Origin of the sequence: Streptomyces xantholiticus (assembly GCF_014651015.1) — a bacterium.
GTDB classification, from domain to species: domain Bacteria; phylum Actinomycetota; class Actinomycetes; order Streptomycetales; family Streptomycetaceae; genus Streptomyces; species Streptomyces xantholiticus.
Window position 1 is genome coordinate 49,830 of the sequence record NZ_BMWB01000030.1, and the last position, 26,004, is coordinate 75,833.

Below are 26,004 nucleotides of genomic sequence, written 5' to 3' on the forward strand. Positions count from 1 at the left end.
CCGGTGCGTGACGAACACGGCCTCGAGAGTGCGGCCCTTGAGCAGTCGGGGCAGGAGCCGCCGGTGCCGGCGTCCCAGTAGACGGTTTCCAGCACGAAGTCCTCACGCGCACCCTGTCCCGGCGGCGGGCCCTGGTCCGGACGTCCTTGACCCAGGCCGGGCAGCGGGGGAGTTATTGTCAAGACCTGTGGGTCGGCGGCGTCTGGTGCATTGGCCAGTCATCAAGAATCGACCAGGGGATCGGGGCAGTCGCGCATGTCCAGTGGTAGCGATCCACGGCCTCGATGGATCACAAGGCTCGTGGAAGAGTTGAGCGAGTTTCTGCAAGAGCCGGTGATACTCGTGGAGTCACTCAAAGAGTGCCTGGTCGATGACGACGCTTTCTCCTGCCTCATCCGCAGTTCACCCCCGCAGGGCCGAGCTTTCCAGCTCAGCTGGGAGGGAATCCTCGGGATGGAGCCCATCGACGGGAAGCCCCACGCCAGTGTTTCGCTGTTTCTGTACAGCAGGAACCGCCGGCTCGCCCTGTCCGGCCATGCCGAGGGAAGTGTCCTGGAAATCGTGTATGAAGGCTCGCTGGAGCATGGTGGGCGATGGGCGAACCCCTGTTGGGATCAGGATGAGTTCGGCGAATACCTCACGTTCGAGACATACGGCGAGTGCTGAGCTGACGGCGATGATCTGTACGGGGTGCAGGAAGCGGAGCGGCGAGCTGTCCCGGACTCGTGCTCCCGCGACCGGACCCTGACGGGGTTTGGAGGGCACCACTGCTGTGACGCCTGCGGGAGTAGCACGGCATCGGTGAGTAATCGATGCTCTGCCCGGGCTGGAGTTCTGCTTACAGACTGAGCGGATGTTTCCTACGCCGAAGTGCCCTGATTCCGATTGCCCACGCGCGTGGAGCACTTTCGGAGACGGATCGCAGCATTTGGGGGAGTGCGCATCGATCGACGGGGCACTGGCGGATCCGGGGTTTCTGGTGCGGGCCGATCCGGGGCGGGTGGAGGCTCTGCTGGAGGGCGTTGTGGTCCCGGAGTCGTGCTGGGTGGCATCGGTGTACCGGATGTCGGCCGGGCGGCACCGGGATGTCACTGCGGGGGTGCGGCGGCAGGTGCTCGCGCTGGACGCCGCGCGTCTGGGAAGCCGGCGTCTGTGCCATAGCATCTCCGCAGTGGAGGTGGACGGCGAGCCGACGGAGCGGTGGCAGGTGGCCTGGGCCGCCTCCACGGCTGGGCGCCCCTTCCGGCACGAGCTCGTCAACGGGCCCGGGAACACCTCGATAGCCACGGCGCTGGTCGACGGCCGCCCCGTTGCCGTCACACTCGGCGACTACAAGAACCGCTGGACCAACACCCTGCGGGTGTGGGACCTGGTCACCGGCGGACAGGTGGGAGAAGTCCGGTGCACTCCGCCGGCGGACAAGGTGTTGGGCACCGCGGTGGTCGAGGGCCGTCCGGTCGCGTTCACTTGGGTTCGGCAGAACACGGCCGTGCGCATGTGGGACCTGAGTGCTCAGGCCCTGGTCGGCGAGTTCCCCCTGGGACAGCGCTGGGTTTCCGGATGGACGACGATCACGCTGGACGGCCGGCAGGTTGCTCTCACCGGTGGGGATGACCCGACGGTCCGCGCATGGGACCTGGTGACCGGCAGGCAGAACCGTGAGCTCGTCCTGACCGGTCATGCCGGCAGCGTGTCAGTGCGGGCCACGGCGGTACTCGACAGACGCCCCGTCGTCGTGGCATCCGCAGACCAGGTGGTCCGGGTGTGGGATCTGCGCACCGGCGAACCGGTAGGTGGGCCCATCGACACGGATACCGAAGGCGCTTTCGCACTCGTGGGCTGTGCAACGGCGAAAGTCGACGGCCGCGCGGTCGCGGTGACCGCCAACGCCCGTTCCCTGCGGGTGTGGGACCTGGCCACCGGGGAGCCGGTTGGCGAACCGCTTCTGGACCCCGGGCAACTCAACGGGTTTCTCACGGGCGTGACCACCACGACTCTGCAAGGTCATCCGGTCGCTGTGACAGTCTCCACCGATCAGGGCGGCATGCTCGAGGTGTGGGACCTGGCCAGCGGCGAACGGATCGGTTCACCCGACGACGGCTACGACGACGTCGGGCTGGAAAGCGTCGCCACGACCGTGGTGGGCGGTCGCCCGGTGGCAGTCACCTGCTGTCGCAGGGGACGGGTACGGGTGTGGGACCTGGTCTATGGCAAACCGCTCGGTGAACCCCGCACTGGCCACAACGCCACGGTGGACGCGGTGGCGACCGGGGTGGCCGACGGCCGTCCGGTCGCCGTCACGGCAAGCAGCGGCGATGGGACGGTCCGGGTATGGGACCTGGTCGGCGGGAAGCCGGTCGGCGAACCCTTCGGCGGCCTTACCGGTTCGGGTGTCTGGGCGCTGGCCACTGCCGTGGTGGACGGGCGTTCGGTCCTGGTCGCCGGCAGCGGTGACGGGAGCATGTTCATCTGGGACCTGACGACCGGTGAGCCGGTCGGTGAGCCGATGACCGGACACAGTGCCTGTGTTTCTGCAGTGGCGACAACAGTGGTCCGGGAACGACCGGTCGCCGTCACCGGAAGTTGGGACACCACGCTACAGGTATGGGATTTGTCGACGAGGGAGCCGGTCGGAGTGCCTCTGACTGGGCACTCTGACTGTGTGTCCGCTGTCGCCACGGCGGTGGTCTCCGGCCGTCCGGTTGCTGTCACGGGCAGTGACGACGCGACAGCTCGTGTCTGGGACCTGACGACCCGTGAGCCGGTCGGGGGGCCTCTGACTGGGCACGGTGACTGTGTGTCCGCCGTCGCCACGGCGGTGGTCTCCGGCCGTCCGGTTGCTGTCACGGGCAGTGACGACGCGACAGTTCGCATCTGGGACCTGACGACCCGTGAGCCGGTCGGGGGGCCTCTGACTGGGCACGGTGACTGTGTGTCCGCCGTCGCCACGGCAGTGGTCGCCGGACGACCGGTCGCCGTCACGGGCAGTCGCGACGCCACCGTGCGGATCTGGGACCTTGCCGGCGGCAGACCGATCGGCGAGGAACTGCTTTTTCCCGTGCCCGTCGAAGCCGTGGCAGCAACCTCCGACGGTCGGCTGCTGGTCGGCTTTGGTCAGGATCTTGCGGTACTGGTTCCATGACGCGACCGTCGAGTGCTGGCGAGTGGCACGCGAAGCCGTCCATCGTTCCCCTCACCGAACCCATTGATGAGCTCGTGGGATGCCACGAGTGGTGTCACCGGCCTCGCCTCCGCCGCGCGCCGTCTCACGGCGCGGGCCCGGGAAGTTGCTCGGCGCGGCGGCTCACGATCCGACAGCGCAGATAGTGGGCGAGGTTGAGTCGGGGCGTTTGGTTTGGATCTAGACTTTGCAGCTCGCCGCCATGACCGGCTGACGGTGGTCGACGGCCTGAATCACGGGAGGAAGGTTGGCGATGCACACCGTGCCCTGGTTGCAAGTAGTTGCGAAGCAAGGCGCTCTGCCTGTCGATCTGCTGCTGCCCGTGACCGGCAGAACGTACGTAGCGCGTCTCGACGGCCGGGAGATGCGCGACATGGACGCTGTGTTCCAAGAGTTCTACGACGGACTGAGGCTGCCGGATTACTTCGGGTGGAACTGGAATGCCCTCTCCGACTGTCTGCGTGATCTGAAGTGGCTGTCTGCGGACCACTGCGTACTGATCCTCGAGGCCGCGGATGAGGCACTGTCGGGCGATCCCTTCGAACAGCGGCTGCTCTTCAACACCCTGCTGCGGGCAGGTCAGGCATGGTCCTACACACAGCGGCCCGAGGGCATCGAACTCGGCAGGCTCGTGGTTGTCATGTCTTGTGATGCCGCAGCCGTCCCGTCCCTGCAGGGACGGCTGCAATCCTGCTTGGAAGAGACGGCATCGTCATAAGGCCTCATCTCGCGGACCAGAGGAAGATGTCCGCGACGTGGAGTCCGGCCAGGTAGATGGTCGCGGTCTTCTCATAGCGGGTTGCGATGCCGCGCCACTGCTTCAGACGGTTGATGCACCGCTCGACCGTGTCGCGCTGCTTGTATGCCTCGCGGTCGAAGGCGGGTGGCCGACCGCCGCGGCTGCCTCGACGCAGTCGGTGGCCCCGCTGGTCCGCCGGGACGGGAATCACCACTCGGATGCCGCGCTTGCTCAGGTGGTCGCGAATGGCGCGTGAGCAGTACCCCTTGTCGCCTAGGACCACATCCGGCCTGGTGCGAGGTCTGCCGCGCCGGCGTGGGACACGCAGACGGGCCATCACGTCCGGGAAGGCGGGTGCCTCACCGGCCTGGCCGGCCGTGAGCACGAAGGCCAACGGTCGGCAGTCGCCGTCGGAGGCGAGATGAATCTTCGTGGTCAGCCCGCCGCGGGAGCGGCCGATGGCATGGTCGCCGGGCTCGCCGGCCGGGGCCCCGTTACCCTTTTCGTGGCCCCGCACACCCGCTCCCACCTTCCGTCGACGGCCCACATTCGAACCCGGTTGTATACGCCCCGCCAGTCGCCGTAGTTCTCCGGCAGGTGCATCCACTGCGATCCGGTCTGGAACTTCCAGGCGATGGCGTCGATCACTTCACGGTGATGCCGCTACCGACCACCCCGCTAATGCTCGGGGACTTCGCTACGAGCACGGTGTTCCCCGCAGGAGTTGATACGGCGCCCCGATCCGGTATTCACCGGCCGCCGGGGCGTGCAGGTAAGTCCACTCATCACCCGCCCGGTCCTTCGGCGCTTTGGTGAGGCAGCCGTTACGGGTTGAGGAGCCGCTGGTTGGCGTTGGCGACACGCGGGTGTTCTCCTCGTCGACCAATGCAAGCCAAGGTGAGTACGGGATGCGAACCAGCACGGTTCCTGGTGACGGCACGGTTATGGTCAGTTCGGCAGCCGTCGCGTGCTTGATCGTGGCGGGCGCCTCCACAAGCAGGGCAGGGTCTTGGACCTCGTACAGGCTCCACTTGGCGTTGGCCCAGATCTCTTTGAGGTAGGGCTGCCCCCGCTCTACGAGCTTGGCTTCCTCGACTGCCGCGTGGTCCGGCTTGCCTTCCTTGGGCAGCACGACATAGCGCACCGCCCAGCGCTTGAGCCAGGAGCGATAGCTGTCCGGAGTAAGGGTGCCGTCATAGAAGAGCGGATTTCGCTCGGCATCGGCCTGCCGGTTCCAGCCGCGGGCGAGACGGATACGCATGGCGAGGGCGGAGGATTCCCGGTGACTCGCGGACGGGACCACCTCAACCCGCCCGCGCTCGGCATGCACCTGTTGCAACTGGTCCAGCAGCGGCGCCAGTTCCTCCTGGCTCCAGGATGCGGCCGGGGTGGTCCGTAGCTGGTCCCCGACCGTGTTGGTCACCTGCCACACGGTGACCGCAAGAAGGGATATGCAGAGCAGGAGCCACTGCCGCGAGCGTGGAGCGCTCCACCCAATCGCAGCGGCGAACACCACCCCCGCGAAGAGGAGCGCGAAGCGGGTGACATTGCTGCCCACCTGCGAGGAGACAACCGTCGTGAGAGCGACCCCGACCGCGTAGAGGGCAGCGGCCAGCCGGACCGTCCGCCACTGCCTCGGGACCAGCAGCACCGCGCCGACAGCACTGAGAAACGGCATCACGGCGGCGCCGAACGGCATCGGCTGAGTCCCCGAGAAGGGGAACAGCCACGCCGAGACGCCCACGACGGCACACGCGGGGATCCCCAGCGCCCATGCCGCAGCCCGGCGCCCGCGAACGAACAGCGCGGCGGCAACAATGCCGAGAAAGAGGCCGGCCACCGGACTGCTGGCGGTCGCCAGCCCGGACAGTACAGCCGCAGCCACCCCCTGGGCTGCCCGGCCCCGAGGCGTACGCAGGCGGGGGGTGCGCGGCCAGCAGTACATGACAGCGACAGCAGCCAGCGCGAAGCACAGCCCGAGTCCGAACGTGACACGGCCCGATACGGCATTGCAAACGAGCGCGAACGCACCCGCCAGCGCAGGCGGCACAGGCCGCTTCACTCCAGGGCTCCGCACCAGGATCAGCGCCAGCAAGCCGCACGAGACGGTGCCGGCAACCAGCATCGTCGTACGGACACCGAGCAATGCCATGACATAGGGAGAGAGGAAACTGTACGAAACCGGGTGAAGCCCGCCATACCACCCAAGGTGGTAAGCCGAGTCCGGATGCTCCCCAGCGAACCCCGCCCAGGCATCCTGCGCCGCCAGATCACCTCCGCTGTTGGCGAGCAGCGCTAGCCACAGCGCATGCAGTACAGCGCCCACCACCAGGGCCAGGAGAACAGGTGATGGAACTTTCGGCCGGACGACGCCGAGGAAGCCGCGGGGCCCGCCAGAACGGATCCTGGCGAGCGGGTTCACCCGGCCGACATCATGAGATCCCTCACTCCGGAACCGACTCGCGGGAACTGCAGGGCGCTGCTCGGGAACGGATATGGGCTTTTCGGCGGGCTCGCTGCCCTCGACATGAGTGGGCTGGGTTGTCGTCATGGCTCGTCTCCTCGCGGCGGCGCACTGCCGCCCATTGGGGCTGGGAAGCTGCGCTGACAGGCAATCGGCCCAGCCGGTGAGGTCTTTGAATCCTTCTGCGGTGCCCATGGACCTCTCGCGAGCCGCCGTTGCTCGGCACATGGATCACCTGGGGCACATCAGCCCTGCCGGAACCGGCGAACTGGCGTCTGAGCTGCAGTACTGCCTGGTTGCGGGATCCTTGGGGGCTGGCTGGGGGTTCTGCTGAGGTGTCGGTAGGAGTGGGGCAGGTGGCCCCTATCTCGGTGGTGACATGCCGGACGGTTGTGGACGTCCGAGTCGTACGTCTCTGAGGTCAGCCGAACCCGGCGGGGGCGAATCTTGCTTCTTGCGTTGCGCGGCGGATACGCCAGCGCTTCCGTCGCCGCGAACCGCAGGACGAATGTGGTCAGCAGCGCCGGCGGGGTCGCGGGCAGCACCGCCATGTCCCTCCGTCCCACAAGCAGCGCGACGAGCGGTATGCGCAGCAGCAGGTCGGCGTTGGGGAGCGGCGCACATCGGCCGGCCCGGTCGGCCCAGTGCCGGTGGCATCGGCGGTCCCGGAAGAGCAGCCGCTCGGTGAGGAAGAAGTTCCAGGCCAGGTCGAACTGGTGGGCGACGAGCTCGGCCAGGAGGCAGTGATCCCGGCGCCGGTCAGTGGATGCAGTCCGACGAGGTTCGGTAGGAAGCCGGTGAGGCCGATCAGGCTGAACGCGAGCATCCGGCCACCGGCGATGCCGTACGCAGCCCGATAAGATGCCCGAGGAAGCGCATCCCTTCCCTCACCGTCGACTTCGACTCGCCCGCGAGCCGGTCCTGGAAGACGAACGGCACCTCGGTGACCGTCTCCGGGCGGCAGCGCACCACAAGCTCAAGCAGGATCTTGTAGCCGAGCGGACGGAGCGCATCAGCGGTCACGACGCTGCGTCGGATCGCGAAGAAGCCGCTCATCGGGTCGGACATGCCGTGCAGCCGGCGCGGGAACAGCGCCTTGGCCAGCCAGGTCGCGCCGAGCGACACGGCGATGCGACAGCCGCCCGCGAGTCCTTCGCGGCTGCCGCCACGGATGTAGCGGCTGGCGACGACGAGATCCGCCGATGACCGCTCCCCCGCGGCCACGAGCTCCGGGACGAGCGCGGGCGGATGCTGGAGGTCGGCGTCCATGACGACGATCCAGTCGGAGCTCGCGCTCTTCATCCCCTCGACGACCGCGCCGCCGAGGCCGCCGACCGGCTTGTGACGGTGGATGACAGCGACTGGAAAGGGGCAGTCCCTCGCAGCGCTGCGGATCACCTGTCGAGTCTCATCGGTGGAGTCGTCGACGAAGACGACCTCGCAGGGCAGCCGGGAAGGCGCCCATTCGGTGAGCCTGTGCAGCAACTCTGAGATGTTTCCCGCCTCGTTGAAGGTAGGTATGACGATGGTGACCGAGCCGGGTGCGGCGATCTGGGCAGCACGCGGCTCCGGATGGCACTTTTCCTCAGCGCCGCTACGAGGGTTGCCTTCAGCGATCTTTGGGATTCTGATGCGGTTGCCGCCCTCGCCAACGGCGACCGGCATCGAAGGCTTCACGCGCTGTGGCGGGCCCTGAGACGGTCTGATGAGTGGAGAGGTCTGCAGTTCCGCGACGGGCTCACCGTGATCGGAATTGCGTGTCGAGTTCATTCCGTGTGCAGGCCTTCCGGGCGCATCAGACGCCACAGCGTGGGGAGGCTGATTGCTGTGACGAGGAGGGTGACGACGGCGCCGGCGCTGGTGAGGGCCAGCAGTCCGGGTACGTCTATACGGACGGGCTGGTCGCCGGCCTTGAGGAGCAGCGAGCCGAGGGTGACGCCGCAGGCGGTGGCCAGGGCGAGGCCCAGCACCATGGGGATGGCCGTCTGCCAGAGCAGGGAGAGGGCCAGCGTGGTGCGACGGGTGCCGAAGGCGGCGAGTACAGAAAGGGGCCGTTTGGCCTGGCGGAGCTGTTCGAAGAGGGTGACGAGAAGGCTGGCACCGATGACGAGCAGCACGCCGATGGCGCCGACGTAGAGACCGCGCTGGATGTCAGCGAAGTCCGCTCTGACCTCGGTGGTCTTGAGGGTGGTGACTGATGCTTGGGGATCCAGGCGCAGGGCGGCGGTGGCCACGCGCTCGGCGGTGTCCGGCCGGGTGGGGTCCAGGCGCATCTCGATGGTCGTGCGCAGGTTCACGCCGTCCAGGTCAAAGGCGGTGGGTGTGGCATAGACGGCGTAGTAGCCGGGGTGAGAATCAGGGACATCAATCAGGCGGGTGGTGACCGGGAGCCGCTTCCTCACGGTCCTGCCGGGCGCCTGTACTGCGAGGTGGCTACCAGCCTTGAACTGGTCGCGAAGCTCTTGCGGGACGAAGACGTCACCGTTTGAGCAGGGGCCGGAGAACCGGGCGTGCTGTTGGAGAGTGCGGCAGTCGCCGATGACGAACGGGTAGGAGGCGTTCGAGAAGTCCACCTCCAGCTCCGCCCGGGTGACGGCTTCGGCGTTGCGTACACCCGGCGTGGAACGGATTGCGGAGATGAAGGACTTGGCCGCGGGGTAGTCGGCGGGTCGGCTTTCAGCGCGCAGCTCGGCACCGCCATGGCCGGTCTTCTCGATGTATTGGACCTGGACTCCTGTGAAGAACATCTGCAGGGCGATGGCTCCGGCGACCGCGACCGTGACGCCGCTGACGGCACGAGTTGCGGTGTCGCTGCTGAGTTGCAGTCGGCGGGTGGCGAGCTGCCAGCTGAGGGGGCCGCGGCGCAGGGGCTGGACGGCGACCTGGACGATCCAGGGCAGCAGGATGACGATGCCGATGAGCAGCAGCACGACGCCGGTGGACACCCGGGCGTAGCTGGTGCCGCCGATCGGTGCGAGGGCGAGCAGACCGGCGCCGGGGACCAGCAGGCGCCACCAGAGTAGTCGGCGGCGCCCGACCGACTCGCGGACCACGTCGAGCGGTTCGACGGCAATGCGGCGCATCGCGAAGACGGTGACAGCAACGGCCGCGGCAGGTACGGCAAGGGTGACGAGTGCGGCGAGTACGGGGTGGGGGACGATCTCGGACGGGAACACGCTGAAGCCCTGGAGGGTGAAGGCTCCCGCCAACTGCCTGATGAGCAGGAATGCTCCGGTTCCACAGACGAGTCCGCAAAGGGCACCGAGCAGCGATTCCCCTGCAGCGATGCGACGAGTCGTCGGCGTGTCGGCGCCGATGAGCCGGAGAGCGGCGAGGCGTCGGTCGCGCTGTTCGCCGCCGAAACGGACGGCAGTGGCGACGAAGACGGCGACAGGAAGTAGCAGGATGATGAAGGCGACGATGAGGAGGGTCAGTTGAAGCGGGTCCATGTCGGTAGCCGGGGACCGGATGCCGAAGTGGTCGAGGCGGTGGATGGCGTCGCCATATCGGTCGAGGGAGTCGCGGCCCTCGTAGTAGGCGAGCTCGTTCGGTCCGGTCAGGCCCGCATCGCCGATGGTCCCGGTGATGGTGCGGTCGGTGAAGCGCAGGCCCAGTAGCTTGCCGTCGGGCGAGGCGAGGAGCCTTGCGAGCGCGGGGGAGACGACCACCTCGCCAGGGCCCGGCACCCTGGTGAGGCCGGGTGGCAACGGTGGCCGATCGCCGTCGGGGGCGAGGAGGCGGCCGTACACTTCGCTGCCGCGGTAAATCTCGTTGGCGTCGACCACGACCATCGTGTGTACGCCCGGCTTGAGCGTGTTGGACCAGGGCTCGGCGCGGTCGGCGATGCGCTGTGCGTGTCCGTCAATCATCGAGGGCACAGCGGCGGCGATCAGGAGCAGCGCGACGCCGAGGCCCATGCCGGCCGCACTCAGCAGCGTGCGGCTCCAGCCCTGGCGTCCACCGCCCGCGGCAATGCGGACGCCCATGGCCAGATCGCGGACCCAGACCCGGACGCGGTTCACGCGGCCGCGCCCATGCTGCGCGTGTGACCGTCGCGTACGACGATCTCACGATCCGCATAAGCGGCGACCCGCGGATCATGGGTGACCAGAACGACCGCAGCCTTGGTCGCCCGGGCGGCGTCGGTCAGCAGCTCCATGACACGCTCGCCGTTGAGGGAGTCCAGCGCCCCGGTCGGCTCGTCGGCGAAGACCACGCGAGGCGCGGTGGCCAGCGCGCGGGCGACCGCGACCCGCTGGCCCTGGCCACCGGAGATCTCGCCGGGACGCTTGTTGGCGAGGTCGGCGACCTCAAGCCGCTCCAGCCAGGGCATTGCGGCACGCTCAGCCGCGCGGCGGCTGTGCCCTGTCAGCCGCAGTGGCAGCGCGACGTTCTCGATGCAAGTGAGCTCGGGAACCAGCTGGCCGAACTGAAAGACGAAGCCGAACTCGCTGCGGCGCAGGGCGCTGCGCTCGGCATCGGAGAGCGCCGACAGTTTCCGGCCGCCGTACATGATCGTGCCCGCATCAGGAAGCACGATGCCTGCCAGGCAGTGCAACAGGGTCGACTTGCCGGAGCCGGAAGGGCCCATCACAGCGACGGTCTCGCCGGCGGATATGCCAAAGTCCGCGCCCGCGAGAGCCGGAGTGGTGCCGTAGGTCTTGCGCAGGCCGACGGCGGTCAACACGGCGGAACTCATGAGCGCACCTCCGCAGAGAGCCTGTCAATGCGGGCGGTAGTGAGTTCGAGCCAGCGCAGGTCGGCCTCCAGGTGGAACAAGGCATGATCACAGATGAGCTGGTCGGCAAGGTCGCCGCCGGTCTTGCGACGGGTCAGCTCACGCATGAGACGCAGATGCTCGGCGCGCTGGGCATCCAGCAGCTTGGCGGCGTCACGGCCGGTAAGGATCGCCAGGACCACCTTGGTGTACAGAGTGGACTGCAAATACGAGTCGGGCTTTTCAGGCGTGACAAGCCACTGCGTGACATCGGTGACGCCCGCCTCGGTGATTGCGTAGCGCTTGCGCTCGGGGCCCCCGCCGGGCTCCATGCCCTCGACCTCGACGAGGCCGCGCTTCAGCAGTCGAGACAGGGTCGAATAGACCTGCCCATAGTGCAGCGGACGGTCATTCCCGAAGCGTTGATCATAACTGTGCTTGAGGTCATAGCCGTGGCATGGACCTGACTCAAGAAAGCCAAGGAGAGTGTGGCTGATGGTCATGCGGAGCACTATACACACGGTGTATACATTGAGCGTATAGAGGAGGTGAGTAGTGTGCCTCACCTGCTACGGGCAGCTCCATATGTGCAGGAAGGCGATCGATGGCTGAGTAGCAGGATGCCGCTCTCCTGCAGTCTCAGGACAGCGTGCCCCAAGGGGCCGGGGGCCTACCTCAGCACACGCCTCCGTTCCGCGAGGGTGGAGCAGGGGTGTGCGATTGGTATGCCGGCCGGCAACGACTTCCCGCATCCTCGGCAACGCCTGACTGATCTGTCGTGAGTATCGCCTACTCAACTTTCCGCGGCTCCGTGCTCCTGCCGGGCCTGCACCCGCACCAACGAGCCGCGAGCCAGGAGTGGTGCAGCGCGGTGGTCGCGCCCAAGCCGTCGAGGGCCGCGGTGCTCTGCGTCGGGGGAGCAGCCGCTAGCGAGGATGAGCGAATCGCGTGGCACACGTGTACGCCCCGTTCTTCGTGACAGGAGCAGTCATGCTTCGAGCCGGTGATGCTCCGCTCCATCCCGTCGGAGCGGCATGGGCCCCGGCAGCCCCTCCTCTCACCGGTCGCGCTGCGACGGACTCCTGAAGGTGGGGCGCGCCAGGGGAGAGTGCGCCGTGGCCACCGTGCCGGTTGGCCGAGCGACGGGCCGTCTCTGCGCTGATGCGCCTGAGTTTGACGAGCGTCGTGCTCACGACAATCTCCGGCGGCATCACCAGCCTGTTCGCCGCGTTCGACATCGCCGATGGCACCGTCCTCGGGGGAACTCCACCGCCGTCACCGGGCGATCGAGCCACTGCGGGGTGAGGCCGGATGCCGCTGTGGGTTGGACGCGAGGCATCGCGTCGCCGCGCCGGGCGGTAACGGTGGTGGACATGCCCACCACGTAGTGCAGCCCGCTTTGGGTAGGCACGGTTCTTGCAGGAGCCGTCGGGTCCCTGGAACGCTTCAGGTGTGCCGGGCCGCGGTGAGCATTGCGCGGAACTCTTCGACGAATTCACGACTGACAGTGCTGTTGTCGAGGGGGAACGACACGCTTGACGCCTCAGCGGATCCCAGCCACGCCGAGTTGACCGAGATGTGAGGGCCCAGGACCTCCTGTCCGTACGGTTCGCTCAACATCGTCTGCTGGAGCCTCTCGACAAACGCGGCCCCGTACCCGTCCGTGTGCACAACTAGGATCACCACGATTTTCTCGGTGAGGATGCACGCCTCGAGCAGGGGAGGCGCGCCCACGAGCGGGCTCCGTCGGAACGTCTCGCCACCGGAATAGCGCGTTTCACAACACAGTCTCACCGCGGTGCGGAGGTCCCCCAGCGAGTACCTGTGCACCGTGACCTCCAGCAGGCCGAGGAGGGGTCCGTCGAGCTCGGTCAAGCCGCACAGCCTTGTACGGCGCTCCCTCGGAGTCCCCTCGGCGACCTGGTCTGTCCACAGTCCGGTGAGTTGGTCTCCCCACAGTCTTGCCTGCGCCCCCCACACTCCGACGAAGGCGGAGACGCGGAGCAGGAGGAACGTGGCCGATACTCCGACGGCGGACAACGCCAGTCCCACAACCAGGTTGCTCGTGTTGCCGTACGTGATTCCCGCCGACAGGAACCCCAGTCCGACGGTGGCGAAGGCCGCGCCGCCCACGACAGCCGCACCCTGCACGGCGAGGAGCACCGTGAGTGCCATGCTCAGCGTGAAAACAATGCTGATCCATGCCACAGGTAGATGCGTCTCAGCTCGATGGCCGGTGAGGGAGGCGAATTCGTAAGCGGAGAACATGTCTCCCACGAGAGCCACCGCCCCCAGAAGGGCGACAGGAATCCTTCTTCTCACTGACAGTGCACTCCTTGGCCTGAACGTTCCTCGCGGAAACCTAGCCAGGGCGGGTGCCATGCGCGTGAGTGATGACTACTCACCAGTGGCTGGCCGGGTGACGCCACTTGGCGGTGCCGACACCGCGAGCCGACCGTTCCATCCTTCGTGGCGCAGTGCCGGAGGAGTGGCTGAGTTGCCCTCTGAGATCGGCTTTGGGTACCCGCTTTGCTGGGCACTCTGTGATCCGGCGCGACGACGAAGGTTCGACGCACGACCAGCCTGTCGGCTCCATGGCGTGCGAGGACTGGGAAGGTGTGGTGCGGCCCGAGGCGGCGCCGACGGACTGGCCGGGGACAGTCACGTTGCCCGCGTCGCCGAAGGCGCACGTCGTTATGTTCCCATTCCAGGGCCGGGACCTGGTGCCGCAGCCCATGGTTGTCCGTCAAAGCATTCGCCCCGGAGCACGGAGTCGCCTTCGCGTCAGCGGCGGTGCCCGGGCACCGGCCGGGCTCAGTCTTCGATGAGGGGGTGTTGCTCACCCCACGAGAGCATGGCGTACAGCACGCTACTGAGGCTCTGCCCCTGGTCGGTGAGCTGATAGACGACCCGTGGTGGCACCTCTGCATGCACGGTACGGGTGAGGATGTTCTGCCGTTCCAGGATGCGCAGGCGGTCGGTGAGCGTCTTGGCGCTGGGGGTACCCAAGGCGGTGCGCAGCTCTCCGAAGCGCTTGGGGCCGGGCAGTAGCTCTCGGATGATCAGCGTTGTCCATTTGCCGTCGAGGACTTGAAGGGTCCGTTCGATGCCGCACCCCCGGGCGGGCGCGTCGATCAGGCGAGTCGCATGGTCGGGCCCACTAGTTTCCATTCTGGAACTATAGCACTTTCTAGGTACTGCTTCATTCTGGAAACTAATGTGCTGGCCATGAAGAACATCACTGTTGTCGTTCACGGCGCGACTGGCATCCAGGGGGCGCCTGTCGTCCGGAAGCTGCTTGCCGCTGGCCACCGGGTGCGTGCGGCCGTTCGCAACACCTCGGCATCCGGTCTGCACCCGAACGCCGAACCCGTCTTCGCGGACTTCTCCGCTCCCGAATCCCTGGCAGAGGCGTACGCCGGTGCCGACGCGGTAGTCGTACAGCTGCCGCTGGTCTTCGCCGCCCACGCGGTGCTGCATGCCGAGGCAGTGCTCAGCGCACTGAAAAGCTCCGGAGTGCCACGGGTGGTGTTCAATACTGGTGGCGTGGTGGCTACTGAGCCTGTCGGAGTGCCCTTCGTGGATGCCCGGGTCCTGCTGGCAGCGGAACTGCCGGGCACTGTCGAGGTTGCCACGGTGATCGCGCCTGCACTTACCTACATGGAGAATCTGGCCGCTCCCTGGTCGGCCCCGCGGGTGGTTTCCGGGGAAATCGCTTACCCGCTGCCCGCAGAACTGCCGGTCCCCTGGGTGGCACTGGACGACCTGGGCGCTGCGATCGCTGAACTCAGCACAGCCCCCGCCCCGCCGATGCTGCAGATCGTGTCCGGCCCTCAAGTCCTGACTGGCGAACAAGTCGCCACCGAACTGGCCGCCGCACTGGGGCGCGAGGTGCGATGGAGCACCATCGACCCCGGCGAGTACGAGCAGATGCTGGCCCCGCGCCTCGGAGCCGAAGCCGCCGCAGGTATCGCTGCTGCCTACACCCCACCTCCGCAGGACGCACCGCCGGCTCCGGCACCGGACCCGGCCGTGGTAAAGGTGGGGACCACAACCTTGCGCGACTGGGCAATGCGACAGAGCTGGCACCGTCCCTGACAGACCGGCTGCCCTGAACTGAGGGTGGCCCGTAATTGGCCGCCGTCCACGCAGCACTGTGCAGAGGCCGCCGGTCGAGGTGTCGATGTCCTGCTCGATGATGTGCAGCCCGATGCCGCGCCCTCGCGCATCGGTGCCGAGGGTCACCAGGTGCAGTACCGAGCGGGAGAGCCGGTCGAGCCGGGTGACCTTCAGCGTGTCGCCCTCGCGTGGCAGTTGCGTGGGGAGGTCGAGCTTCGGTCGGGAGGCCTTCGCGCCGCTCGCCTTGTCGAACGTGGATGTGGTCGCGGTCGAGCAACGGTGCGGGCCCGCCCATCCGTTCGCGTTCGAGAAACCGCAGGGCTTTCGCGTGTGACGAGTGCCACATGCAGTGGCGTGCCGCGTAAAGCAGCGCTTTGCAGCACGGGTGCTGTCTGGGGGGTGGATGGGACGAGGGAGAGCCCGTCTGCTCCGGTCCCGGTGGCTGGAGGCCGGCGCTGTTTGATCTATAGGAGTTACTGATGACTTCCATCGGTTCGCACAAGCGGAAGCGCGGATGGCTGGCCGTGGTTGCAGGTGCTGCGGTGCTGGCGACGGGGACGGGGATGACGGTCGCATCGTCCGTAAGCGCATCGCCGGTGTCGGCAGCGCCCGCAGGCGCCTCCGTCCGGATGGCCTCCACGGCCGGCGCCGCGCACGTGGTTGCGCCGGGTGAGCGGATCGCGGTTGCCGGCAACCAGCTGTGGTTGACGGCGAAGGGCCTGCACGTTGTTGCCCCGAAGTCTTCGGGCACTGACAAGCCGGATGTCATTCGGGTCGCCGACGTACTCCCTGGGAAGGTGCGCACGATCGCCCGCGGCGACGCTTCCGGTGTGCTGTTCGCAGGGATCTACCGCGGTCCGGTGACGGCGACGACCAAGGTCACTGTCAAGCTCGGGGCCCGGACCCTTCAGGCCAAGGTCGCCACCCTGGCCGGCAAACCCGGCTGGGGCGCCTACTACGTCTTCGACGCGGAGGCGGACGCTTCTGTGAAGCCCTCGATCATCGTCCAGAGCTAGTCAAGAACTGCCGCTGTCGCCCCCGGATCGGGCGGCAGCGGCGGTTACGGCGAGTGTCTCTTCGCGCCGCCTGTCTCTTCCCTGCCGAGGTTCAGTCGTGACAAACACCGCGGAATACCGCAGGCTGGCCAGAGCCGAAACTTGGCGAGGTCTGATTGAGCAACGCCAGCGATGACGAATTCCACAACTTCATGACAGGCCGGTGGCCCAGCCTGGTACGCACCGCGTATCTGCTGACCGGCAGCCATCACGATGCCGAAGACCTGGCCCAAAACGCCCTGGCCCGTGCCTATGTCAAGTGGGACAAAGTGCGGCATAGCGACGACATGGCCGCGTACGTCCGCAAGATCATGATCCACGTTCACGCGGACGGGTTCCGCAGGCGGACCGTTCGCGAATGGTTTACTTCCCGGTTTCCGGAGACTGCGGTGGCCGACCGGACCGCCCAGGTAGAGCACCGCAGTGCGCTCATTGACGCGCTCGCCAGGCTGCCGCTGCGGCAGCGGTCCGCAGTGGTGCTCCGCTACTTCGAGGACATGACACCCGCCCAGATTGCTGCAGCCTTGGGAACCCGGGAGAGCACCGTACGCAGCCAGATCACCCGCGGTCTGGCCGGACTCCGCGACGACGGCGTCCTGGCCGCTCTGGCCGGAGACCCCCAGGAATCGCGTACGCACACGAGTGACTCGGTCGCGCTGAAAGGAATGCACCGATGAACCAGGACGAGTCCCTGGCCGCGGCGCTCCATGAGGCCGCAGCAGGCGTGCCGGTGGGAACGGCCCCCACGGCGGCTGTGATGCGCCAGGGAAAGATGATCCGCCGACGCCACAAGGCGATGCGGTCTGCTGTCGTGGCAGCCGCGGTTCTCGTCCCGGCGGTCGGCGTGGCGTTCTCTGCAACCTTTGATTCTTCCCCTACGCCCCCAGTGTCCGCGGCATCGGCGGCCGTGAAGGTGGTGGATCCGGGTGAGAGGGTGATGCTTGGCCGTGGCAAAACGATGTGGCTGTCCGGTCAGGGCATGTTCCTGGTGACGCCGAACGCATCGGGCTCGACCAAGGAGCGGCTCATGGAGGTGGCTGAGGTGCCCGGAGGCAAGATCTCGGCCACCGCTGTCGGCGACGACGCCGGCACCGTGTGGGCCGGCATCTACCGCGGCCCCGAGAAGCCCACCAGAGTGGCCTTTTCCATTGGGGACCGGACCATGAGCGCCCGCATCGTCACGCTGCCCGGCCGCCCTGGATGGGTCGCCTTCCACGCAGATGACACTCATGCCAGGACGAACGACATCACCATCACCGTCCAGGGTGCCGACGGCGCGATGCTGGCGTCGCTGGCCAAGTCCGGCAAGGGCTGAACCGCCCTGCGCTCCTACCGCCCCATGAGGGTCACGGAGGTTGGTCTCAACTCCACCAGCGGGGTGCGCCACCAGGTCGCGCAGCGTCTTCTCCCCGGCCACCGGGTACAGCGCTGTGGATGCCTTTGGCACGATCACCCGGCCTGCCCACCGTCGCCGGCCTGACACCAGTGCTGCAGGACTTGGTACCGTCAGCGGCAGCACGCGCAGGCCCGCCACCGTCAACGCAGCCTTCTGCGTGCCTTCTTGCATGTCCGCGACGGCCAGATCGTTTCCTGCTTCACGGGTCTACCGCGAGCGTAGGCGCCGGGCCAGGGGTCTTTGGGCCTTGATCCGTTGCGGCGCGTTTCATCAAGCTCACCAGTCACTGTTCTGGCGGGGAGGTTCTTGAGCCCGCTCCTCCGCCCTGGCTCTTGTCTGTGAGTGAGCAGTTCCTACTCAAGTGCTGAGCGCCTCTGGTGATCCAGGCTTTCCTTCGACGTACGGGGCTGCGGTTCACCGGCAATGCTTTGGGAGTACTGATGAGCGCACATGGTGATGTGGACATGGGTCACACGGTGGCTGGGTGGACGGGAACCTCCATCGCAACGTTGGGGTTTGGCGTCGCCGGCCTTGGCATCGTCGCTGTCTCCGGTCCTCTGATCGCCGCGGGCGTCGCCGTCATCGCCTTGTCCGTGATCGTCACCTGGGTCCTTCATCTGGCCGGGTGGGGCAAGCCGAGCGGCCCTCGGCCGGCTGACCAGTGGGACTGGCGCGTGAAGGACCTCACTGCTCGTCGAGGGCACCCTGACTGCGTTGGCTGCTGGATAGCCGGACGGCGGGCAGCGGCCGCAGCTGAAGTCGGTAAGCCGGTGCCCGAAACAGTCGGCGCCCAGCTGTAGAGCAGTGCTCTGACACCCACGGCCTCAACCTGTGGGCATCGACTTTCTGGTCCCCTTGTCGATGCTGACGCCATTGCGTGTCGGTTCTCTGGTCATAACAGTGATGAATGCCCAGGTGACAGGGTCCTTGAGCGGCAAACGCAAATGCGTGGGACGCTTTGGTGGGTGATCACGCAGTACTTGAGAGTTGGTACTGGATGTGGACACTTGGCTTCCTGTGGCGCGCTGGATGCGCCGGTTCACCGCCGAGGGCGAGCCAGGCTTCCCCGGCGGACACAGAAGCAGCCGGCTGAGCAGTGAGTGGGCGCGGCGCGCTGCGGACGACAACGACGGGCGCTGATGGCCGCTGTCGACCGAGACTCGTCTGCCGCTGTTTGGGCCAGTGAGAGGACCACGTCCGATTCTCGGAAAGGACCGGAGCCGGGGATGCGGCGCGCAGGATCCGGGTACTGCGCCTGGGACGTGCACGTCGTGCTCGAAGCGCGGAACGGGCCTCGCTGATCGCATGTTCCAAATCGTCAAACCGAGCGAAGGCTCGTCCTCGGTGGCGGTCAGCGGCGGCGCGATCCGGAAGCCTCCGCCCATGCCGGGGAGCTGGACGATGTTCATGTGCAGTCCGAGTCCGAGGCAGGACCCGGGCGACCTGCGCGCCCCGGGGCCGGACCTCGACATCGTGCCTGCTGGCCACGGATCCGATCGTGCCGGTGGTCCGCCCGAGCATCCCACGACCGGGCGCGGCGCCATGGACCTTGCTGCCTACGCGAACGAGCTGTGGGCGTTTGGCATGCACAGTCGTACATGGCGAATCTGGCACTACGGCTGTCGTCGATCGGGTCGTGTTGGACGCACTGCGACACAGTCCGGACCTGCCGCTCTCCTCACCGCCCGATCCCTTCCGGTGACCTGCTCACCCAACTCCCTGTCGCCGCAGTTCGTCTGCTTGGCGGCGGTCGCACGGGGCAGCCTCCGCCCAGGCGCCTGCGGCCACGCACTGAGCGGGCATGTGCTGCCCGTCCCCACGGCGAGCGGCGGAACACGCATGTGCTCGTCGGCGCACATCGCCCCAGCAGACCACCAGGGCTCATACGCAGGTGTACCTCTCCGGGGTCGGACCGCCCTCGCGTCTTCGGCGAGCCTGCTTCGGTGCTGACAACGACGCGCTCCCGAGTGGGTGGCCTTGCTCAGCCACGGGGGTTGAGGCGGTCGGTCCGAGGCCGAGGAGAAGTCGCCTTCGACCAGGCGGATTCGGCTGGAAAGGACGAGCAGTTCTCTGGGCGGTGCGGTACCACCCACTGCGCGCCGTACCAAGGAACTCGCCCGCCGCCCCCGCGGCCCCGGTCGCGAGTCAGACGTGCTGTATGTCAACGAGCGTCCCGTCATCACGTGGGCCGGCCCCGCCCTCGGCCCACCGTCTGGTTGCACAGCGCCACCGGCCGAGTTCCTCGACGATCGAGGATCTTTTGCCGAGTCCCACGGGGCACCCGATGGCCTGGGTGGCCAAGATCAATCCGCGGCGACCGCTGTACCGATGTCCCAAGGCCGGTTCCCCACCCGGCCGGTGCGGCAGAAGTGAGTAGTGATCACTCATGCGCACCGGCCCCCGGACGGTCAGGGTGAACCGTGCTGCCTGTTCCTGGCCTCCCCTCTGCGGCGGAGCGTCGAGCACGGAGCACCACAGCCCGGCACGGGCTCACAGTGAAGAAAGGCAGAAGGGTCACGTGAAGAATTGGTCGATTCCCGGGTTCGTGGAGACTCGGGAACTGGGGGCCGGCAGCAGCGGACGTGTAGTGATGGCCGTCGAGCAGTCCACGGGTGACCCGGTGGCGATCAAGTACCTCGATGCCCGGCTGGCAGGGGACTCCCGATTTCTCCAGGCGTTCCGCACCGAAGCGGGGCTTCTGAGGGACCTGCGCTCACCGCATGTGGCCCGCTTCCATCGGTATGTGGAGAGCGAGGAGGGCGCCGCGCTGGTGATGGAACTGATCGACGGCCCCTCCCTGAGGACGCTGCTCTGGCAGGAGGGAGCCACCATCCCGGAAGCCGCTCTGACGGTGCTCAAGGGCTCCCTGCTCGGCCTCTGTGCCGCGCACGGGGCGGGCATTGTCCACCGCGACTACAAGCCGGAGAATGTGCTGGTCACGGGGGACGGCGTATCAAAGCTCGTTGATTTCGGGATCGCGGCCCGCGACGGGAGCACCCCCAGCGGGGCAGGAACCCCCATGTACATGGCACCTGAGCAGTGGCAGGGAGAGGCAGCCTCCCCCGCCACGGACGTGTATGCCGCCACCGCCACCTTCTTCGAGTGCCTGACCGGAGTGCGGCCGTTCCAAGGCGAGCACCTGGCGGAGATAGCCGTGCAGCACCTGTCGGCGGAGGTACCCCTCGGGTCGGTGCCGGAGCTGGTTCGGCCTCTGATTGAGCGCGGTATGGCCAAGCGCCCACTGGACCGGCCGGCCTCGGCAGCCGACTTCCTGGCTGAACTCGAGGCGGTGGCCGTCGCAGGCTACGGGGACGAGTGGGAGGAGCGGGGCCTCCACGCACTGGCGCTCCGCGCCGCGGGACTGATGGTGGGCCTGCTGGAGCCTTTTGACGGCGGGGCCGAGGAAGCGACGACGTCACTTGCCACCACCGAGCTTGACGGAACGGATGGCGCCCAGGGCGTACGGCGGCCCGGTCGGCTTCGATCCGGGGGCGACGCCGTGAATGCCGGCCGGTCCCCGCGGGCGGGACGTCGCCTGCGCGGCCCTGTACTCGTCGGCGCCGGCGTGCTGGCGGTTGTGGCGGTGCTGACCGCCATCGCGGTGAGCGGGGGTCCCTCCTCGCATCAGGCGTCCTCGTCATCACCGGGGGACGGGACCCGTCCGGTGCCCGGCCAGACGACTTCGCCGTCCCCCTCCGGGCCGGCGGAGGTTTCGGCGTCCGCCTCCTCCTCGGTGTCCCCTTCCGTCTCCATTTCACCTGGCTCGCCCTCGGGCGGAGCCGATGCGACCCCCACCGGAGGAGGCACCGCAGGCGGTGCGGCCGGGGATGGGAAGTCCGGCTCGCCCTCCCTGGATCCCGTCGGTCCGGGAGAGCCGGCAGCGGCCACCCCCACCGGTGGTGGGCTGCAGTCGCCCGCGGCGGGCTCCGTGGCGGTCAGCGGTGCGGAGATCACCCGGCTCGGTGCGGCGTCGTCGGGGCGCGCAGCCGATGCCGCGGTCGCGGTCACCACGACCGGCCCCGAACCAGTCACACTCACGCTGACCTGGTACAACAGCGACGAAGGCGGCACTCCGGGAGAGCAGGACGGCGCCACGGAGACCTATGTGCTCAAGGGACGCACCTCATACGACCTCCGCTACACGCACACCTTCCGCAGCGACAGATGCCCCCGGTACTGGGGCCTGCGGATATCCACGACGCCGGGAGCCGAGTCGGGTGAGCCGTACCGGGACACGGGCGCCTTGGCATGCAAAATCGAATTCCCGGAACTGGGCTGAGCGTTGTGTCTGGAGCTAACATGTCGGATCCCCACGACTGGCCGACACAGCGTCTTGGCCGGACAGGGCCGGCGCCCGCGCCCCACGGCCCGGCCGACGACGGCCCTGAGTACCTGACGACAGGCTGGAGTGTCAGCTCCGGCGACTCCTCAGTCTCCCGGAGCGACGTCCTTCCCACAGCCGCGACGTTGTGGAAGACGGGTCTGTACCCCCTGCGCCCTCCCGGGGCGGGCGGTGAGGCGCCGACGGTGCTCCTGACGGACGAGGAGGAGGCGGGCGGAGCTGTCACCGCCGTGTGGCGGGGTGACCCGCCGGTCGTCCCGCCACGCCGGCGCCGAAAGGGCGCGCGGAAACGGAGGTGGGTGCTGCCGGTCCTGCTCGCCGCCGCCGTGATCGCGGTCTTCCTTGTGCTGGGGGTTCTACCGGAGCAGGCTGCCGCCAAGGTCACCGAGGTCACCGTACGCGCCGAGCCAACCGAGGTGGGCTGCAACGGCACCGCCGAGGTGGTCGCCACGGCGAGGACCAACGGCGCCCCCGGCATGATCCGCTACCGCTGGCTCCGCAGCGACGGCACCGTCTCCGGGGAGCTGACCCAGTCCGTCTCGGCCCACCAGACGGAGGCGCGGCTCGTCCTGCGCTGGACCTTCAACGGCCGGGGCACGCAGCGGGCCAGAGCCGTCGTCGACATCCTCTCCCCGACCCCGCACACGGCCTCGGCTGCCTTCACCTACCGCTGTCGCTGAAGCCGCGTGCCGCAGTCCGGGAAGTCGTCGCGCTGGTACGGCCGGTCCGGCAGGTCTCTCGCGCTGGTGCCGTCGCCGGTGATGCCGGCACAGGGGCCGTGCACAGGGCCGGTTCACATCCACTGTGCGCCGGGCCGGTTCGCTACAGGTATGACATCGATCCGGCAGCGCCGCTGACGCTGTTTGTCGCAGCTGTTTCCTATGCTGGGCGCTGTCCGGAGCCGACATTCCTCGGGGACCGCCCCGGGCACAGCGGCCGCACCCTCCGAGCCGGCCGGGAACGACCGGGAGTGCGGTGCCGCTCGCGACGGAAGCGGTGCTGTGCTCGGGCTCCGGTGTGTCATGCGTCCCCGGATCACATCGATGGCCGAGACATCAACGCGGATTCCGGCGCGAATGCGAGTTTCCGCGGTCGAAGCCTGAAGCGGCGAGTTGCCCTTGTGGTCCACCACCGGGGGAGGACGGATACCCCGGAAATCCGAAGGGCTCAAGGTGCCGGTTCTGCCATAATTCGCCTGACTCGGGCGCGGTAAGAAGGTGAAACGTTCATGCGTTGACGTCCCGGGGAAACTACACGAGGGGCAAGATGAGTCGGAACAGCATGCCGCGGCGTTGGCCACTGGTGGGGCGCGAAGCCCAGATGAAGGAGTTCGACCAAGTCCTCCAGGACGCGCGCAGCACCGGATTCCTGCTTTTCGGCCCGGCGGGAGTCGGCAAGTCCCGGCTGGCCGAGGAGTGCCTGGGCCGGGCGGCCGAAGCCGGGCACCGCACGGGGCGGGCGGTGGCCACCGACGCCGCGGCGTCGGTGTCACTGGGCGCTCTGGCCCATCTGCTCCCCCATGGCATCGACTTGTCCGACCCGGTCTCGGGGTTCGCGAAGGTGGTCAAACTGCTTTCGCAGCCGGATTCGCCGACGTCCCGCATGGTGATCCTCGTTGATGACGTCCACCTGTTGGATGCGACCTCGGCGATGCTGCTGCGTCAGCTGATGGACGCCGGAGTGGCCTTCCTGTTGGGAACAGTGCGGTCAGGGCACGGGGCGGCCGTGGCCGTCACCGCCCTCGGGCACGAGGACGCCGTATGGCGGGTGGACCTGGCCGAGTTCGGCCGCGAGCAGGTCGAGACCCTGCTTGAACAGGTCCTGGACGGGCCGGTCGGCACGAACGCGGTCCATCAGCTGTTCACCACGAGTGGGGGCAATCCGCTCTACCTGCATGAGCTGGTACGGGGAGCAGTGGACGTCGGAGCGCTGACCTGCGACGACGGCATCTGGGACATGACCGCGGACGAGGTGCCGGGAACCCGGCGACTTACCGATCTGATCCGGTCCCGGCTTGCCGTCGCCCCGTCAGAAGGCCGACAGGTGCTCGATGTGCTCTCGCTGTGCGAACCGCTGTCCCTGGACCGCCTCGGCAAGGACGTCGGCCCGGAGGCACTCGACCAACTGGAGGAGGCTGGACTGATCGTCGTCGCGCAGGCGGGTCGGCGTACCACAGTTCGGCTCGCCCACCCCCTCTACGGCGAGATACTGCGCGCCGACATGGCCACGCAGCGCCGTCGGGAAACACTGCTGCGGCAGGTCCGGCTGCTGAAGGAGTGCGGGGCGCGCCGCCGGGAAGACGCGATCCAACTCGCAACCTACGAACTCGCGGCCACCGGCACTGCCGATCCAGCGCTGCTGATCCAGGCGGCTGTGCTCGCCACCCATGCCCGCCAGTACCCGCGCGCGCTGGAACTGCTCCGTGCGATCCCCCAGGAACACCGCAGTTTCCAAGTCCGGCTGCTGCTGGGAAAGACACTGTTCGAGGCCGGTGACTTCGAGCAGGCCGAGGACGAACTGCGCGAGGCCGACACAGAGGCGGTCAGCGAGCCGGAAGTACTGGCCCTCGTTCTGATGCGGACCCAAAACCTCATCTGGGGGCTAGGGGCCCCTTACGAGGACGTCCTCGGCGTCATCGAGGCCGTCCGCGGCAGGGTCACCAGCCCGTCCGGCCGCCGAGCCCTGCGGTACAACGAGGCCGCCGCAGGCTTCGCCGTCGGGGATGCCCAGCACAGCCTCAGCCTGTGTGCCGACCTCGAACCGGATGTCGCGCAGTCGCCAGACCCGCAGATCTGGCTGATGGCCGCCATGATCCGCTCCGCCGCGCTGGCGTGTCTGGGGCATGCGGAGGAGGCCGTGGACTGGGCCCGACGTGCCATCGCCGCCGGTTCGGCCGCTGCCGGCCCGTCCTCCGCACTGGCTTCGCACGAGGCGGCGCTCCATTCCATCCTTGTCCTGGCTCTGACGGAGTTCGGCCGCCTGGCCGAGGCTCGTGCGGTGGGCGAGCAGGCGTGCGACGGCATTTCCGAGATGAGTGCGAAACCCGAGCGCCGGCTGTTGGCTTTCCATCTGGCTCGTGGCTCGTGGCTTGCCGGTCGCCCGGCGCAGGCCCGTCGCTTGTACGCGGAGCTGGCCCGTGCGTCACGGCCCCACGCCGGGTTGTCCTGCCTATATGCGCTGGCCGGTTTGGCGGCGGCGGCTGCCATGCAGGGTGATCTCGAAGCGGCCGAGGCGGCCCTGGTCGAGTACGAAGGGCTCCCGCGCCCCGTGTTCCTCGCTGAGGAGAAGTTGGGCAGGGCGTGGGTGCACGTCGCCCGGGGCGAGCTGACCCGCGCACGAGCCCTACTGACGGCTGCCGCAAGGGAAGCCTTCGAGCGCGGACAGACCGCATTCGAAAGCATCCTGCTGACCGACCTTGTCCGGCTGGGCGGTGCGCGGGCAGCCGCCGCGCGGCTGGAGGAGATCGCGGCCGAGTGCTCGGGACACTTCCACCGTGCCCGTGCGGATCTGGCAACGGCATGGGCGGCACAGGACCCCGACAAACTGATCGCCGCCTCGGATGCCCTGGAGAGGATCGGAGCGGACCTGCTGGCGGCCGAGGCGGCAACCACGGCCGCCACCCTCCTGAGGGAGGCCGGAGAAGTCCGCCGAGCCAACGCCGCTGCGGTGCGCGCCGAGGTCCTCGCCGCCCGTTGCGAAGGGGCCACGACCCCCGCTCTGAGGGTTGGCGAGGGCGTCGTGCCGCTCACCGCGAGAGAACAGGAAGTCGCGCTCCTCGCTTCCCGGGGCATGCTCAGCAAGGACATCGCCGCTGAGCTGACCCTCTCCGTCCGTACTGTCGACAACCACCTGCAGCGCGTCTACGCCAAGCTCGGCCTCACCACCCGCCGACAGCTTGCCGACCGGTTTCTATGACGAGTTGGTGCCGTGCGCCGCAGCTCGGCCTGCACCTTCTGGTCCTCCGAGGCAGGAATGCTGGTTGAGCAAGTCT

The 26,004-nt window shown here is 67.9% G+C and carries 17 protein-coding genes and 3 pseudogenes; 11 read left to right on the top strand and 9 right to left on the bottom strand.

Annotated features, from left to right (window positions below; genetic code table 11):
• The first annotated feature begins 300 nt into the window (after positions 1–300).
• The 3 genes from IE198_RS30575 (at position 301) to IE198_RS30585 (ending at position 3,899) form a co-directional block, all read left to right on the top strand.
• Entirely contained in the window at positions 301–666 is a 366-nt protein-coding gene (locus IE198_RS30575; protein ID WP_189892485.1) for a hypothetical protein, read from the top strand.
• Between the two features lie 313 nt (positions 667–979).
• Positions 980–3,142, top strand: a complete 2,163-nt coding sequence (locus tag IE198_RS30580; RefSeq protein WP_229834519.1) for a WD40 repeat domain-containing protein — start codon at positions 980–982, stop codon at positions 3,140–3,142.
• A gap of 292 nt (positions 3,143–3,434) precedes the next feature.
• Positions 3,435–3,899 (top strand): barstar family protein, encoded by a 465-nt coding sequence (locus IE198_RS30585; protein ID WP_189892489.1) that lies wholly within the window; start codon positions 3,435–3,437, stop codon positions 3,897–3,899.
• A gap of 4 nt (positions 3,900–3,903) precedes the next feature.
• On the opposite strand, the pseudogene IE198_RS30590 reads toward IE198_RS30585, so the two are convergent.
• From IE198_RS30590 to IE198_RS30625, 8 genes and pseudogenes are all read right to left on the bottom strand, one after another.
• Positions 3,904–4,577: pseudogene (locus IE198_RS30590) on the bottom strand (IS5 family transposase); the annotation flags it as partial.
• 40 nt (positions 4,578–4,617) lie between these two features.
• Positions 4,618–6,471, bottom strand: coding sequence for a DUF8823 domain-containing protein (locus IE198_RS30595; RefSeq protein WP_189892493.1), 1,854 nt, complete (start codon positions 6,469–6,471; stop codon positions 4,618–4,620).
• Positions 6,472–6,629: 158 nt separating this feature from the next.
• Positions 6,630–8,049: pseudogene (locus IE198_RS30600) on the bottom strand (glycosyltransferase).
• Positions 8,050–8,150: 101 nt separating this feature from the next.
• Entirely contained in the window at positions 8,151–10,406 is a 2,256-nt protein-coding gene (locus IE198_RS30605; RefSeq protein ID WP_189892495.1) for an FtsX-like permease family protein, read from the bottom strand.
• Positions 10,403–11,083 (bottom strand): ABC transporter ATP-binding protein, encoded by a 681-nt coding sequence (locus tag IE198_RS30610; RefSeq protein ID WP_189892498.1) that lies wholly within the window; start codon positions 11,081–11,083, stop codon positions 10,403–10,405. Before IE198_RS30610 ends, IE198_RS30605 begins: the two co-directional genes overlap by 4 nt.
• Positions 11,080–11,604 (bottom strand): PadR family transcriptional regulator, encoded by a 525-nt coding sequence (locus IE198_RS30615; RefSeq protein ID WP_189892500.1) that lies wholly within the window; start codon positions 11,602–11,604, stop codon positions 11,080–11,082. The genes IE198_RS30610 and IE198_RS30615 overlap by 4 nt, the downstream gene beginning before the upstream one ends.
• 943 nt (positions 11,605–12,547) lie before the next feature.
• The gene (locus IE198_RS30620; protein ID WP_189892502.1) at positions 12,548–13,483 is read right to left on the bottom strand and encodes a hypothetical protein; all 936 of its coding nucleotides are present in this window, start codon (positions 13,481–13,483) and stop codon (positions 12,548–12,550) included.
• A 432-nt stretch (positions 13,484–13,915) separates the two neighbouring features.
• Positions 13,916–14,272, bottom strand: a complete 357-nt coding sequence (locus tag IE198_RS30625) for a winged helix-turn-helix transcriptional regulator (RefSeq protein ID WP_189892533.1) — start codon at positions 14,270–14,272, stop codon at positions 13,916–13,918.
• 57 nt (positions 14,273–14,329) lie between these two features.
• Here IE198_RS30625 and IE198_RS30630 point away from each other — a divergent pair, with 57 nt between their 5' ends.
• Positions 14,330–15,199, top strand: a complete 870-nt coding sequence (locus IE198_RS30630) for an NmrA family NAD(P)-binding protein (RefSeq protein WP_189892503.1) — start codon at positions 14,330–14,332, stop codon at positions 15,197–15,199.
• A 132-nt stretch (positions 15,200–15,331) separates the two neighbouring features.
• Here IE198_RS30630 and IE198_RS30635 read toward each other — a convergent pair.
• Positions 15,332–15,811, bottom strand: a pseudogene (locus tag IE198_RS30635) (recombinase family protein); the annotation flags it as partial.
• Between IE198_RS30635 and IE198_RS30640 the strand changes: the two are divergent.
• From IE198_RS30640 to IE198_RS30665, 7 genes are all read left to right on the top strand, one after another.
• Entirely contained in the window at positions 15,700–16,236 is a 537-nt protein-coding gene (locus IE198_RS30640) for a hypothetical protein (RefSeq protein WP_189892505.1), read from the top strand. The pseudogene IE198_RS30635 and the gene IE198_RS30640 overlap by 112 nt on opposite strands.
• 155 nt (positions 16,237–16,391) lie before the next feature.
• Complete coding sequence (locus tag IE198_RS30645) at positions 16,392–16,952, top strand: SigE family RNA polymerase sigma factor (RefSeq protein ID WP_189892506.1); 561 nt, start codon at positions 16,392–16,394, stop codon at positions 16,950–16,952.
• Positions 16,953–17,032: 80 nt separating this feature from the next.
• Positions 17,033–17,590 carry a hypothetical protein gene (locus IE198_RS30650; RefSeq protein ID WP_189892509.1) on the top strand — a complete coding sequence of 186 codons (558 nt, stop codon included), beginning with the start codon at positions 17,033–17,035 and terminating at the stop codon, positions 17,588–17,590.
• A gap of 521 nt (positions 17,591–18,111) precedes the next feature.
• The gene (locus IE198_RS35755) at positions 18,112–18,471 is read left to right on the top strand and encodes an HGxxPAAW family protein (protein WP_229834530.1); all 360 of its coding nucleotides are present in this window, start codon (positions 18,112–18,114) and stop codon (positions 18,469–18,471) included.
• Between the two features lie 1,718 nt (positions 18,472–20,189).
• Positions 20,190–21,950: a serine/threonine-protein kinase gene (locus IE198_RS30655; RefSeq protein WP_195826299.1), complete on the top strand. Its 1,761-nt coding sequence runs from the start codon at positions 20,190–20,192 to the stop codon at positions 21,948–21,950.
• Positions 21,951–22,198: 248 nt separating this feature from the next.
• Positions 22,199–22,693, top strand: coding sequence for a hypothetical protein (locus tag IE198_RS30660; protein WP_189892512.1), 495 nt, complete (start codon positions 22,199–22,201; stop codon positions 22,691–22,693).
• Positions 22,694–23,294: 601 nt separating this feature from the next.
• Positions 23,295–25,928 carry a LuxR C-terminal-related transcriptional regulator gene (locus tag IE198_RS30665; RefSeq protein WP_229834534.1) on the top strand — a complete coding sequence of 878 codons (2,634 nt, stop codon included), beginning with the start codon at positions 23,295–23,297 and terminating at the stop codon, positions 25,926–25,928.
• Positions 25,929–26,004: the final 76 nt, after the last annotated feature.

What these genes read in the sequence shown, in the direction of transcription:
- IE198_RS30585 (WP_189892489.1), top strand. Translation starts at nt 3,435, where the DNA reads ATGCACACCGTGCCCTGGTTGCAAGTAGTTGCGAAGCAAGGCGCTCTG.
- IE198_RS30595 (WP_189892493.1), bottom strand. Translation starts at nt 6,471, where the DNA reads ATGACGACAACCCAGCCCACTCATGTCGAGGGCAGCGAGCCCGCCGAA.
- IE198_RS30610 (WP_189892498.1), bottom strand. Translation starts at nt 11,083, where the DNA reads ATGAGTTCCGCCGTGTTGACCGCCGTCGGCCTGCGCAAGACCTACGGC.
- IE198_RS30615 (WP_189892500.1), bottom strand. Translation starts at nt 11,604, where the DNA reads ATGACCATCAGCCACACTCTCCTTGGCTTTCTTGAGTCAGGTCCATGC.
- IE198_RS30620 (WP_189892502.1), bottom strand. Translation starts at nt 13,483, where the DNA reads ATGGCACCCGCCCTGGCTAGGTTTCCGCGAGGAACGTTCAGGCCAAGG.
- IE198_RS30625 (WP_189892533.1), bottom strand. Translation starts at nt 14,272, where the DNA reads ATGGAAACTAGTGGGCCCGACCATGCGACTCGCCTGATCGACGCGCCC.
- IE198_RS30630 (WP_189892503.1), top strand. Translation starts at nt 14,330, where the DNA reads ATGAAGAACATCACTGTTGTCGTTCACGGCGCGACTGGCATCCAGGGG.
- IE198_RS30640 (WP_189892505.1), top strand. Translation starts at nt 15,700, where the DNA reads ATGACTTCCATCGGTTCGCACAAGCGGAAGCGCGGATGGCTGGCCGTG.
- IE198_RS30650 (WP_189892509.1), top strand. Translation starts at nt 17,033, where the DNA reads ATGCGCCAGGGAAAGATGATCCGCCGACGCCACAAGGCGATGCGGTCT.
- IE198_RS35755 (WP_229834530.1), top strand. Translation starts at nt 18,112, where the DNA reads ATGAGCGCACATGGTGATGTGGACATGGGTCACACGGTGGCTGGGTGG.
- IE198_RS30665 (WP_229834534.1), top strand. Translation starts at nt 23,295, where the DNA reads ATGCCGCGGCGTTGGCCACTGGTGGGGCGCGAAGCCCAGATGAAGGAG.